The sequence below is a fragment of the Streptomyces sp. NPDC037100 genome, from assembly GCF_055606225.1.
Window position 1 is genome coordinate 850,998 of sequence record NZ_JBVJSX010000002.1, and the last position, 12,246, is coordinate 863,243.

The 12,246-nt window shown below is 72.1% G+C and carries 12 protein-coding genes; 9 read left to right on the top strand and 3 right to left on the bottom strand.

Features of this window, described 5'->3' with window-relative positions; all coding sequences use genetic code 11:
• The first annotated feature begins 80 nt into the window (after nucleotides 1–80).
• The gene (locus ACZ7EG_RS09095; RefSeq protein WP_471074342.1) at nucleotides 81–2,009 is read left to right on the top strand and encodes a 2-oxoacid:acceptor oxidoreductase subunit alpha; all 1,929 of its coding nucleotides are present in this window, start codon (nucleotides 81–83) and stop codon (nucleotides 2,007–2,009) included.
• A complete protein-coding gene (locus ACZ7EG_RS09100) occupies nucleotides 2,002–3,081 on the top strand; it encodes a 2-oxoacid:ferredoxin oxidoreductase subunit beta (RefSeq protein ID WP_471074345.1) in 1,080 nt (359 codons plus the stop codon). The genes ACZ7EG_RS09095 and ACZ7EG_RS09100 overlap by 8 nt, the downstream gene beginning before the upstream one ends.
• Before the next feature lie 29 nt (nucleotides 3,082–3,110).
• On the opposite strand, the gene ACZ7EG_RS09105 is transcribed toward ACZ7EG_RS09100, so the two are convergent.
• Nucleotides 3,111–3,491, bottom strand: a complete 381-nt coding sequence (locus tag ACZ7EG_RS09105) for a winged helix-turn-helix transcriptional regulator (RefSeq protein WP_471074348.1) — start codon at nucleotides 3,489–3,491, stop codon at nucleotides 3,111–3,113.
• Between the two features lie 91 nt (nucleotides 3,492–3,582).
• On the opposite strand from ACZ7EG_RS09105, the gene ACZ7EG_RS09110 reads away from it, so the two are divergent.
• Both ACZ7EG_RS09110 and rarD read left to right on the top strand, forming a co-directional pair.
• Complete coding sequence (locus ACZ7EG_RS09110) at nucleotides 3,583–4,437, top strand: SDR family oxidoreductase (protein WP_471074351.1); 855 nt, start codon at nucleotides 3,583–3,585, stop codon at nucleotides 4,435–4,437.
• Nucleotides 4,438–4,633: 196 nt separating this feature from the next.
• On the top strand, nucleotides 4,634–5,584 hold the full coding sequence (rarD, locus tag ACZ7EG_RS09115; protein ID WP_471074885.1) for an EamA family transporter RarD: 951 nt from the start codon (nucleotides 4,634–4,636) through the stop codon (nucleotides 5,582–5,584).
• Nucleotides 5,585–5,706: 122 nt separating this feature from the next.
• Here rarD and ACZ7EG_RS09120 read toward each other — a convergent pair whose 3' ends face one another.
• On the bottom strand, nucleotides 5,707–6,285 hold the full coding sequence (locus ACZ7EG_RS09120; RefSeq protein ID WP_471074888.1) for a CGNR zinc finger domain-containing protein: 579 nt from the start codon (nucleotides 6,283–6,285) through the stop codon (nucleotides 5,707–5,709).
• A gap of 66 nt (nucleotides 6,286–6,351) precedes the next feature.
• Here ACZ7EG_RS09120 and ACZ7EG_RS09125 point away from each other — a divergent pair, with 66 nt between their 5' ends.
• Both ACZ7EG_RS09125 and ACZ7EG_RS09130 read left to right on the top strand, forming a co-directional pair.
• Complete coding sequence (locus ACZ7EG_RS09125) at nucleotides 6,352–6,825, top strand: VOC family protein (RefSeq protein ID WP_471074354.1); 474 nt, start codon at nucleotides 6,352–6,354, stop codon at nucleotides 6,823–6,825.
• Between the two features lie 151 nt (nucleotides 6,826–6,976).
• A complete protein-coding gene (locus tag ACZ7EG_RS09130) occupies nucleotides 6,977–7,927 on the top strand; it encodes a M28 family metallopeptidase (protein WP_471074357.1) in 951 nt (316 codons plus the stop codon).
• 74 nt (nucleotides 7,928–8,001) lie between these two features.
• Here the strand turns inward: ACZ7EG_RS09130 and ACZ7EG_RS09135 are convergent, their stop codons facing one another.
• Complete coding sequence (locus ACZ7EG_RS09135; protein ID WP_471074360.1) at nucleotides 8,002–9,600, bottom strand: tetratricopeptide repeat protein; 1,599 nt, start codon at nucleotides 9,598–9,600, stop codon at nucleotides 8,002–8,004.
• 159 nt (nucleotides 9,601–9,759) lie between these two features.
• On the opposite strand from ACZ7EG_RS09135, the gene ACZ7EG_RS09140 reads away from it, so the two are divergent.
• The 3 genes from ACZ7EG_RS09140 to ACZ7EG_RS09150 all read left to right on the top strand — a co-directional run bounded on the left by ACZ7EG_RS09140 (nucleotide 9,760) and on the right by ACZ7EG_RS09150 (nucleotide 12,246).
• Entirely contained in the window at nucleotides 9,760–10,263 is a 504-nt protein-coding gene (locus tag ACZ7EG_RS09140; protein ID WP_471074363.1) for a DUF6668 family protein, read from the top strand.
• A 128-nt stretch (nucleotides 10,264–10,391) separates the two neighbouring features.
• Entirely contained in the window at nucleotides 10,392–11,498 is a 1,107-nt protein-coding gene (locus ACZ7EG_RS09145; protein WP_471074891.1) for an amidase, read from the top strand.
• Between the two features lie 166 nt (nucleotides 11,499–11,664).
• Entirely contained in the window at nucleotides 11,665–12,246 is a 582-nt protein-coding gene (locus ACZ7EG_RS09150) for a flavodoxin family protein (RefSeq protein ID WP_471074366.1), read from the top strand.

A 12,246-nucleotide genomic window follows, 5' to 3' on the forward strand; every position in this document is an offset into this window, starting at 1 on the left:
CTTGCGGTCGTAGTGTTGATCCTGGGAAGGCCTGCGGGAAGGCCTGTCCCGGACAGCGTCCTCAAGGGAGGTCCAGTTCAGTGACCAGCCAGGTCAGTAGCCCAGCGGAGCAGGCCGACGAAGCAGTCGTAGGAGAGCAGCGCAAAGCGGCGGGCGCGAAGGACGTGCGTCGCCTGGACCGGGTGATCATCAGGTTCGCGGGGGACTCGGGTGACGGTATGCAGCTCACCGGTGACCGTTTCACTTCGGAGACCGCGTCGTTCGGCAACGACCTGTCGACACTGCCGAACTTCCCGGCCGAGATCAGGGCACCCGCCGGGACCCTGCCGGGTGTGTCGTCCTTCCAGTTGCACTTCGCCGACCACGACATCCTCACGCCCGGCGACGCGCCGAACGTGCTGGTGGCGATGAACCCGGCCGCGCTGAAGGCGAACATCGGCGACCTGCCGCGCGGCGCCGAGGTGATCGTCAACACGGACGAGTTCACCAAGCGGGCGATGCAGAAGGTCGGCTACGAGACGTCTCCGCTGGAGGACGGGTCGCTGGACGGCTACCACCTGCACCCCGTGCCGCTGACCACGCTGACGGTCGAGGCGCTCAAGGAGTTCGACCTCAGCCGCAAGGAGGCCGAGCGCAGCAAGAACATGTTCGCGCTGGGCCTGCTGAGCTGGATGTACCACCGGCCCACCGAGGGCACCGAGAAGTTCCTGAAGTCGAAGTTCGCGAAGAAGCCCGACATCGCGGCGGCCAACGTCGCGGCGTTCCGGGCCGGCTGGAACTTCGGCGAGACGACGGAGGACTTCGCCGTCTCCTACGAGGTCGCCCCGGCTGCCACGGCGTTCCCGCCGGGTGTGTACCGCAACATCTCCGGCAACCTCGCCCTGTCGTACGGGCTGGTCGCGGCGAGCCGGCAGGCGGATCTGCCGCTGTACCTGGGGTCGTACCCGATCACTCCGGCGTCGGACATCCTGCACGAGCTGAGCAAACACAAGAACTTCGGCGTGCGGACCTTCCAGGCGGAGGACGAGATCGCAGGCATCGGGGCCGCGCTGGGCGCGGCCTTCGGTGGTTCGCTGGCCGTGACCACGACGAGCGGTCCGGGTGTGGCGCTGAAGTCGGAGACGATCGGTCTCGCGGTCTCGCTGGAGCTGCCGCTGCTGATCGTGGACATCCAGCGCGGCGGTCCGTCGACGGGTCTGCCCACCAAGACCGAGCAGGCGGACCTGCTGCAGGCGATGTACGGGCGCAACGGCGAGGCTCCGGTGCCGGTGGTCGCGCCGCGTACCCCGGCGGACTGCTTCGACGCCGCGCTGGAGGCGGCGCGGATCGCACTGACGTACCGCACGCCGGTGTTCCTGCTGTCCGACGGTTACCTGGCCAACGGCTCCGAGCCCTGGCGGATCCCGGACATCGAGGAGCTGCCGGACCTGCGGGTGCAGTTCGCCCAGGGCCCGAACCACACGCTCGACGACGGCTCCGAGGTGTTCTGGCCGTACAAGCGCGACCCGCAGACGCTGGCCCGCCCGTGGGCGATCCCGGGCACGCCGGGCCTGGAGCACCGCATCGGCGGCATCGAGAAGCAGGACGGCACGGGCAACATCTCCTACGACCCGGCCAACCACGGCTTCATGGTGCGCACCCGGCAGGCGAAGATCGACGGCATCGACGTCCCGGACGTCGAGGTGGACGACCCGCACCAGGCCCGGACGCTGGTCCTGGGCTGGGGCTCGACGTACGGCCCGATCACGGCGGCGGTGCGGCGGCTGCGCAGGGCCGGGGAGTCCGTCGCGCAGGCGCATCTGCGCCATCTCAACCCCTTCCCGCGGAATCTGGGTTCCGTGCTGGAGCGTTACGACAAGGTGGTGATCCCCGAGATGAACCTCGGGCAGCTCGCCACGCTCATCCGGGCGAAGTACCTGGTCGACGCCCACTCGTACACCCAGGTCAACGGCATGCCGTTCAAGGCGGAGCAGCTCGCCGCGGCTCTGAAGGAGGCCATCGATGGCTGAGACGTCCACGACAGGCACCCGCACCGTCGAAGCACTGTCCCTGGTCCCCAAGGCCGAGGGCAGGCAGTCGATGAAGGACTTCAAGTCCGATCAGGAAGTGCGCTGGTGCCCGGGCTGCGGCGACTACGCCATCCTCGCCGCGGTGCAGGGCTTCATGCCGGAGCTGGGGCTGGCGAAGGAGAACATCGTCTTCGTCTCGGGCATCGGCTGCTCCTCCCGTTTCCCGTACTACATGAACACGTACGGGATGCACTCGATCCACGGCCGCGCGCCCGCCATCGCCACGGGTCTGGCCAGCTCCCGCCGGGACCTGTCGGTGTGGGTCGTCACGGGTGACGGCGACGCGCTGTCCATCGGCGGCAATCACCTGATCCACGCGCTGCGCCGCAACGTCAACCTCAAGATCCTGCTGTTCAACAACCGGATCTACGGTCTGACCAAGGGCCAGTACTCGCCGACCTCCGAGGTCGGGAAGATCACGAAGTCGACGCCGATGGGTTCGCTGGACGCGCCGTTCAACCCGGTGTCGCTGGCGATCGGCGCGGAGGCGTCCTTCGTGGCGCGGACGGTGGACTCGGACCGCAAGCACCTGACGGAGGTGCTGCGCCAGGCCGCCGCCCACCAGGGCACGGCGCTGATCGAGATCTACCAGAACTGCAACATCTTCAACGACGGTGCCTTCGACGCCCTGAAGGACAAGCAGCAGGCCGAGGAGGCCGTGATCCGGCTGGAGCACGGCAAGCCGATCCGCTTCGGTGCAGATCAGGCCAAGGGCGTCGTGCGGGACCCGCTGACCGGAGACCTGAAGGTGGTCGCGGTGACGCCGGACAACGAGGCACAGGTGCTCGTCCACGACGCGCATTCCCCCTCCCCGACCACGGCGTTCGCGCTGTCCCGCCTCGCCGATCCGGACACTCTGCACCACACCCCGATCGGTGTCCTGCGCTCGGTCGAGCGGCCCGTCTACGACACGCAGATGGCCGATCAGCTCGACACCGCGATCGAGCAGCACGGCAAGGGCGACCTGGGTGCGCTGCTGGCGGGTGGCGACACCTGGACGGTCGTGGGCTGACCTGCCGGCCCGACCCGAGGCCCGGACCGCTAGGAGGCGGCCCGGGTCTCGTCATATGTCTGCCGCGCCTTCTCCACGTCGTCCATGCGGTCGCGCGTCCACTGGGACAGGGCCCGCACCTGTTCGGCGGCCTCGCGGCCCAGGCCGGTGAGGGAGTAGTCGACGCGTGGCGGGATGACGGGCTTGGCGTCGCGGTGGACGAGCCCGTCCCGCTCCAGGGTCTGGAGGGTCTGCGTGAGCATCTTCTCGCTGACGCCCCGGCCGCCGTATCCGCTGATCGTCCGGCGCAGCTCGCTGAACCGGTACGGCCGCTCCAGGAGCTCGATCAGGACGAGCACGCCCCAGCGGCTGGTCACGTGCTCCAGGACCAGCCGGTACGGGCACAGGGCTTCGTTATCACTTACCGCCATGCCAGTACCTTACTTCAAAGTGGGTACTTTCCAAGAGTTAGCGCATCTCCTAGGGTTAGTGCCAACGCACCCCACAAGGAGAGTCCTCACCATGAGCATCGTCGTCACCGGAGCCACCGGAAACCTCGGCCGTCACGTCGTGGAACAGCTGCTGGAGAAGGTCCCGGCCGAGCAGATCACCGCGGTCGTGCGCAACGCGGACAAGGCCTCCGACTTCGCCGACCGCGGGGTGAGGATCGCACTCGCCGACTACAACACCCCCGCCTCCTTCGACGGCCTGTTCTCCGCCGGCGACAAGGTGCTGCTGGTCTCCGGCAACGAGTTCGACAAGGGCCGCGTGCAGCAGCACAAGGTCGTCATCGACGCCGCCAAGGCCGCCGGTGTCGCCCTGCTCGCCTACACCAGCGCCCCCGGCACCCTGACCGCCGCGCTGGCCGACGACCACCGCGGCACCGAGGAGATCCTGCTGGACTCCGGAGTGCCCTACACGCTGCTGCGCAACGGCTGGTACCACGAGAACTACACCGAGAACCTCGCCCCGGTGCTGGAGCACAACGCGGTCGTCGCCGCGGCCGGCGAGGGCAAGGTCTCCTCCGCCGCCCGCGCCGACTACGCCGCCGCCGCCGTCGCCGTGCTGACCGGCGAGGGACACGAGAACAAGACGTACGAGCTGGGCGGCGACACCCCGTGGAGCTTCGCCGAGTACGCGGCGGAACTGAGCCGTCAGACCGGCAAGGAGATCGCCTACAGCGCCGTCTCCCCCGAAGCCCTCGTCGGCATCCTGACCGGCGCGGGCCTGCCCGAGCCGTTCGCGCAGATCCTCGCGGGCGTCGACGCCTCCATCGAGAAGGGCGAGCTGGTCGTCTCCAGCGGTGACCTGTCGCGCCTGACCGGCCGTCCGACCACCCCGCTCTCCGAGGCCATCGCCACGGCGCTCAAGGGCTGAACTTCCCCGGCGGGCCCTTGAGCCGCCCCACCCCCGGCTGTCATGACCGTATGCCGATACGGGCATGACAGCCGGGGGCGCTCGGCGTTACCGTCGTGAACGCGGACGCACGCCAGGCGCGGAGGAGGGGCACGTGAGCGGCAAGCCGAGGGGTGAGCGGCACATAGGACTGCTGAACGGCTTCGCGGCCTACGGGATGTGGGGGCTCGTCCCCCTGTTCTGGCCCCTGCTGAAGCCGGCCGGCGCGGCGGAGATCCTGGCCCACCGGATGGTGTGGTCGCTGGTCTTCGTGGGTGCGGCCCTGCTCGTACTGCGCCGCTGGTCCTGGGCCGGTGAGCTGCTGCGCCAGCCCCGCAAAATGGCGCTGATCACGGTCGCCGCGGCGGTCATCACCGTCAACTGGGGCCTGTACATCTGGTCCGTGAACTCCGGACACGTCGTCGAGGCCTCGCTCGGGTACTTCATCAACCCGCTGGTCACCATCGCGATGGGCGTGCTGCTGCTGAAGGAGCGGCTGCGGCCGGTGCAGTGGGCGGCGGTCGGGACCGGCGGCGTGGCGGTCGTCGTGCTGACCATCGGCTACGGCAGGCCCCCGTGGATCTCGCTCTGTCTCGCGTTCTCCTTCGCCACGTACGGGCTGGTGAAGAAGAAGGTGGGCCTCGGCGGCATCGAGTCGCTGGCCGCCGAGACCGCGATCCAGTTCCTGCCCGCGCTCGCCTTCCTGGTCTGGCTGACCGCGCAGGGTGACTCCACCTTCGCGGCCGAGGGCACGGGGCACGCGGCGCTGCTCGCCTCGGCCGGCATCGTCACCGCGCTCCCCCTGGTCTGCTTCGGCGCGGCCGCCATCCGCGTGCCGCTGTCCACCATCGGCCTGCTGCAGTACCTGACGCCGGTCTTCCAGTTCCTGCTCGGCATCCTCTACTTCCACGAGGAGATGCCGCCCGAGCGCTGGGCCGGGTTCGCGCTGGTGTGGCTGGCGTTGACGCTGCTCACCTGGGACGCGTTGCGCGCCGCCCGCCGGGCCTCCCGGACGCTCACCAGCGAGACCGGCGTGCCCGGCACCACCAGCGCGACCGGCACGGTCAGTGCCGCGCGGAACGCCGAGAGCGTGGCCTCCGGGCCGGGCCCGGGGGGCGCCAGGCCGTAGACCGCGGTCACCGCGGCGGCCCGGGCCGCGTACAACTCCCGCGGCGGAAGTCGCGGATGCTACGGCTTCACAGGCGCGTGGCGGCCCGGGCCGCGTACCACTCCCGGCGGAAGCCGCGGACGCTACGGCTTCACCGGGGCGTGGCGGGTGCGGTGCACTCGGGCCTTCTCGCGGTTCCCGCAGTGCTCCATCGCGCACCAGCGGCGGCGGCCCGGGCGGGAGGTGTCGACGAAGAGCAGGTAGCAGTTGTGCGCGCCGCACTCCCGGACGCGGTCGGCGTAGGGCCCGGTGAACAGGTCGATCGCATCGCGGGCGACGGTCGCGAGCAGCCGGCTGCCGGTGGCGCCCGGGGCCCAGGAGCGGGTGCCGTCGGGCTCGATGCGGGCGATGAGCGGGGGCGCGGCCGCTGCGGCGTTGACGACGTCCAAGTGGGCGGCCTGCAGGGGGCGGCCGTGAGCGCGGTCGGCGGCGAGCAGGAACACGGCGTCGCGCAGGGTGCGGGCCCGCTCCAGTTCCTCCGCGGAGACGGTGAGGTCGAGCCCGCCCTGCAGTCGGCTGCGCTCGGCCCAGGTGACCAGGTCGGCGGGTTCGTGCAGCACTTCCCAGCGGGCGAAGGCCCCCGGGCCGCCCGTCGTCGTCAGCTCCAGGCACAGGGTGCCGGGGTCGAAGCGGTAGGGCTTGCCCCCGCCCGAGACCAGCATCAGGCCCGGTGTCCGATCCGGCGTTTCCCCTGTGCGTCCACTCACCTAACCAGTATAAGTGGTTACATGACACAGACACCCGCGTCCCCCGCTCCCGTGCACTGGAAACTCGTCATCGACGCCGGCGACCCGCACGCGCAGGCAGACTTCTGGGCCGCCGCCCTGAGGTACGAGGTCGAGGACAACAGCGCCCTGATCGGGAAGCTGCTCGGTTTCGGCGCCCTGCCCGAGGAGGCCACGGTCGAGTTCCACGGCCGCCGCGCCTTCAAGGACCTGGTCGCCGTACGGCACCCCGAGGACCCGTTCGAGGAGGAGAGCGGGACCGGGCTGGGGCGGCGGCTGCTGTTCCAGCGGGTGCCGGAGGCCAAGACGGTCAAGAACCGGCTGCACCTCGATCTGCACCCGGGCCGGGGGCGGCGTGACGAGGAGGTCGCCCGGCTGGAGGGGCTCGGGGCCAGTGCGCTGCGGCGGGTGAAGGAGCAGGGCGGCGAGTGGGTCGTGATGGCGGACCCGGAGGGGAACGAGTTCTGCGTGCAATGACCTGCGCGACGGCGGCCCCGCTCCATGACGCCCTGGCCGGATACGCATCTTGACGGAGAGTCAGTACCAGCTTCACCATCCAGGCACCCCATTCACTGTGGGCGGCCCGTGGACACCCCACGGGCCTCCTGACGGAATCCGGAGCCCCCACATGAAGCTCTCCGTTTCCGCGCGCGCCGTCGCCGCGGGCGGCATGGCAACAGCCATGCTCCTGACCGGCGGTGCCGTGGCGGACGCCGCGTCATCCGCTCCCTCCAGATCCGCCGCCGCGCCGGACATAGACGTGGCGAACGTCAAGAGCCACCTGTCCCAGCTGCAGTCCATAGCCACCGCCAACGGCGGCAACCGGGCGCACGGCCGGGCCGGCTACAAGGCCTCGCTCGACTACCTCAAGGCCAAGCTGGACGCGGCCGGATACACCACGACGATCCAGCAGTTCACCGCCTCCAGCCGCACCGGCTACAACCTGATCGCCGACTGGCCGGGCGGCGACGCGAACAAGGTCGTGATGGCCGGCTCGCACCTCGACAGCGTCACCTCCGGGCCCGGCATCAACGACAACGGCTCGGGCTCCGCCGCCGTCCTGGAGACCGCCCTGGCCGTGTCCCGGGCGCAGTACAAGCCCACCAAGCACCTGCGGTTCGCCTGGTGGGGAGCGGAGGAGCTCGGCCTGGTCGGCTCCCGCTACTACGTCAACCGGCTGACCACCGGAGACCGTTCGAAGATCAGCGCCTATCTGAACTTCGACATGATCGGCTCCCCGAACCCCGGCTACTTCGTCTACGACGACGACCCGGCGATCGAGAAGACCTTCAAGGACTACTTCGGCGGCATCGGCGTCCCGACCGAGATCGAGACCGAGGGCGACGGCCGCTCCGACCATGCGCCGTTCAAGAGCGCGGGTGTACCGGTGGGCGGCCTGTTCACCGGGGCCAGCCGGACGAAGACGGCGGCACAGGCGGCCAAGTGGGGCGGTACGGCCGGGCAGTCCTTCGACCGCTGCTACCACTCGTCCTGCGACACCACCGCCAACATCAACGACACCGCCCTGAACCGCAACAGCGACGCCCTGGCGTACGCGGTGTGGGGGCTGTCGGAGTAGCCCCCCGGGGCAGCATCACAGCAGCGGTCCGACGCTGAGGACGAGGATCGGGATCAGGGCGGGCGGCACCACGCCTACTGCCTGCGGGCCCGTTCGGTGAGGCGGCCCATGCGGGCGCGGGCCGACTCCAGCTGCTCGACCTCCTCGGCGGCCGGTCCGCCCTCGGCGGCGAGTTCCGTCCACAGGCCGATCAGGTCCCGCCCGAGCTCCAGCCCGAGCGCCGGGTCGCGCACCGCCCGCCAGGCGGTGGCCGCGCTCTCCACGTTGCCGTAGGCGGCCTCCGCGTCGCAGGCCCGGCGGTGGGCACCGGCCAGGTCGAGCGACAGACGGAAGGCGCGGAGCGGGTCTCCGGCCAAGTAGGCGATGTAAGCGGTGAGTTCGCTGAGCCGGAGCACCTCGGGGTGCTCCGGTCCCAGCGTTCCCGACGCCTGCACGAGGGTCTGCTCCGCCAGGCCTGCGGCCTGTTCGATCCTGCCCTCCTTCACCGCCTCGTTGATCCGTGCGATCGGCTCCGCGAGGAGCGCGGGTGCGGCGGAATCGCCCGGGGCGGTGAGGGGTTCGTCCCCGAGCACGGCCTCCGCGACGGCGTCGAAGCCGCGGGGTGGCGTGGGCTTGGGGTCGGGGTCGGCGGCGATCAGGGCGTCTTCGGGGACCGATGCGGGGCGCGGAGCCGGCTGGGCTTCGGGGACGGGGAGCGGCCGCGCGTCCATGGGCGGGGGCGGGCCGAACGCGCCGGTGGGCGCAGCGACGGTGCCGGGCGGCATCGCCGGACCAGGTGCCGGGGGCGCGTCTTCCGGCGCGGGTTCCGCCGACTCCGGCACGGCTCGCAGCTCGAACGTCGGTACGGGTTCCTCGGCCGGCTGCGGCTCGGGCACGGCCCGCAGCGGGAACGTCGGGGCCGAGCCGCTGCCGGAGTCCGGCACGGGACGCAGCACGTGCGTGGCGCTGTCACCGGGCGGGTGCGGCGGCTCGGGCGGCGGGGTCATGGCTCCGCCGCTCCGGGCGTGCTGCGGCTCGTGCCCGGTCGTGGCGTCGGCGCCTCGGGCGTGCTGCGGCTCAGGCGGGAACGCAGCTCCGGCGGGCTGCTGCCCCGGCGGGGTCGTGGCTCCGGCGGGCTGCTGCCCCGGCGGCGTCGCGGCTCCGGCGCCTCGGCCGGGCTGCCGCTCAGGAGGCGTCGCGGCTCCGGCGCCTCGGGCGGGCTGCGGCTCAGGCGGGAACGCGGCTCCGGCGGGCTGCTGCCCCGGCGGGGTCGTGGCTCCGGCGCCTCGGCCGGGCTGTGGCCCAGGCAGGTTCGTCGTGTCGGCGCCTCGGGCAGGCTGCCGCTCGGGCGGGGTCGTGGCGACCGGCTCGGCCGTGAAGTGACTGGAGCCGTCCGGGTCGACCTGGAGCGGGACGACGTAGCCGATGCGCTCGTCGCGGATCGTCGCGAGGACCGGATGGCCGGTGGCGAGGGCGATGTGGTGGAGGCGGTTCAGGACGGCCCGCTGGATCTCCTCGCCGGGCGCCGCGAAGACCGGGACCCCGCCGACGGAGGCACCGTCGGACACCCCGCCGGCTCCCCCGCCCACGTCCGTGCCGGTCCCGGGGACATGGACGTCGATCGGCGCCGCCGGGGTCGCCGCGTGCGCGGCCTGCTTCTGTTCCCGCTTCTTCTCGCGGCTGAGTCGCGACATCGTCCCCTCACTCGGCGTCGTACACCTACTGTCGAGTGTGTCCGCTCGCCCCCGTTTCTCACGTCACCACGGTGTCACAGGCTCGTCCCAAGGGCCGTCGGCCCCGGCGCGGTCGTCGTGGAGGGCATGAGAACCGGGCGTACGAGGGAGGAGTGGGGCATGCACACAGGCATGCGACAAGGGCCGGAGATCTGGCTGCGCGGTCCGGTGACCACCCCGGAGCCGGGGCCGCCGGAGCCCGCGCACGCCCATGCCGCGGCACGGCGTTTCTCCTGGGTCGGCACACACGGCGGCGCGGGCGTCTCCACCCTCGCCGCGGTCTACGGCGGCCACGACAGCGGCCGGTCCTGGCCCGGACCCGGCGATCCCCCGTCGGTGCTGCTGGTCGCGCGGACCCACGCGGCGGGGCTCGACACGGTCGCCGGGGTGGTGGAGATCTTCCGGCGCGGCCAGGCCCCTCCGGGGCTCGACCTGGACGCCGTCGTGCTCGTGGCGGACGCCCCGGGCCGGCTGCCGCGCCCGCTCGCCCAGCGGGTCAGATCGCTGGAGTCGGTGATCGACGTGTACCGCGTGCCGTGGGTGGCGTCCTGGCGGCTCGGCGAGCCGGGCCACCCGCCGCGCGAGACGGCGGCCCTGGCCCGGCTGACGGGAGCGGCACGCTGACGGCCGTACCACCGTCGGCCACACCCCCGTCGGCCGTACCCCCGGCCGCCGTACCCCCGGCCGCCGTACCCCCGTCGGCCACACCCCCGTCGGCCGGGGAGATCGCGGCGGGCGTACGGGCCCGGGAGCTGCGTGCGACGGACGTCGTCGCGGCGGCCCTGGCCCGGATCGAGCGGGCCGATCCGTACCTGTGCGCGTTCGTCGAGGTGTGGGGTGAGGAGGCGTTGCGGCGGGCCGCCGAGGTGGACGCCCGGCTCGACCGGCGGGGCGTGGATCCGTCCCTGCCGCTGGCCGGTGTGCCGATCGCGGTGAAGGGGCGCAACGGGCTGCGTGCGGTGGGTCCGCTGCTCGCGGCCGGTGGTGTGGCCGTGGGAGCCACGTCCGTGCCCGGTCCGGGGACGCCCTGGCAGACGTGGGGACTCGGGGCCCGGGGCCGGACCGTCAATCCGTGGCGGGCCGACCGTACGCCGGGCGGCTCGTCGGCCGGGGCCGCGGCGGCCGTGGCGGCCGGGCTGGTGCCGCTGGCGACGGGCAGTGACGGAGCCGGGTCGGTGCGGATCCCGGCGGCGTGGTGCGGGGTGGCCGGCCTGAAGACGACGAGCGGGCGGCTGCCGTCGTCCGACCGTACGGGGCTCGCCGTACCGGGGGTGCTCGCCCGCTCGGCGGCGGACGCCCGGCTGTGGTGGGCGGTGATGGCCGAGGAACCGGTGCCGGCCGAAACGGCCCTCCCCGTCACCGCCGTCTGGTCTCCCGACCTCGGGTTCGCCGGACCCGACCCGGAGCCCGTGGCGCTGGCCCGGGCTGCCGTGGAACGGCTCGAGGAGGCAGGGGTCGTACGGCTCGTACGGCCGCGAAGGCCGCTGCGGCTGGCGGACCCCGGGCCGGCCTGGCTCGCTCTGCGCACCGCCGGTGCCGATCCGGCCGGGGCCGAGCGCGTCCGGGCGGAGAACGACCGGGCGGAGAACGACCGGCGGCTCGCCGGAGTCTTCAGCGAGGCCGAGCTGTTGCTGACCCCGACGGCGCCCACCGCCCCGCATGGTCACGAGGGGCCCGGGGAGCGCTACTCCACCTCTCTCACTTGGGCGTTCAACCTCAGCGGGCACCCTGCGCTGAGTCTGCCCGCGGGGTTCGGATCCGATGGCTGCCCGGGCGGACTGCAGCTGGTTGCGCCGCACGGGCGGGAGGCGCTGCTGCTGGCCGTGGCGCGGGCGGCGGAGACACGCGTCAAGGGCTGAAGGCCGCCGCAGGTGCGTTGAGCACGGTGGCCGCGAGTAACGGCAGCCCCGGGCGGAGGTCCCTGGTTCGCACCCCTGACGGGCACCCCTGGCGCATTTACTTGCACACACATATGATGCAGACGCGTGTAATTGTCCTACGCCGAGTTTCTGGAGAGGTACCCCCATGACCCGCCGTTTCCTTTTCGTCCTGGGCAGCGCTCGCGCCGAGGGCAACTCCGAGCTGCTGGCCCGCCGGGCCGCCGAGCAACTGCCCCCGGACGTCGAGCAGGAGTGGCTCGACCTCACCGAACATCCGGTCCCGGACTTCGAGGACCTGCGGCACGACAGCGACCACGTCCGTCCGACCGAGGGCAACGTGGCCCGGCTGCTCGACGCCACGCTCGCGGCGACGGACATCGTGATCGTCTCGCCGCTGTACTGGTACTCGGTCTCCGCGCAGACCAAGCGCTACCTGGACTACTGGTCGGGCTGGCTGCGCACGCCCGGCCTCGACTTCAAGGCGACCCTGGCCGGCCGCACCCTGTGGGGCGTCACCGCCCTCGCGCACACGCAGGAGGTGGTCGCCGATCCGCTCGTGGGGACGCTCCACAACTCGGCGGCGTACATGGGGATGCGCTTCGGCGGGGTGCTGCTCGGCAACGGCAGCAAGCCCGGTGACGTGCTGAACGACGACGCGGCCCTGACCCGCGCCAAGACCTTCTTCACGCAGGAGGCGCCCCTGGCCAGGTTCCTGTACGAGGACTGA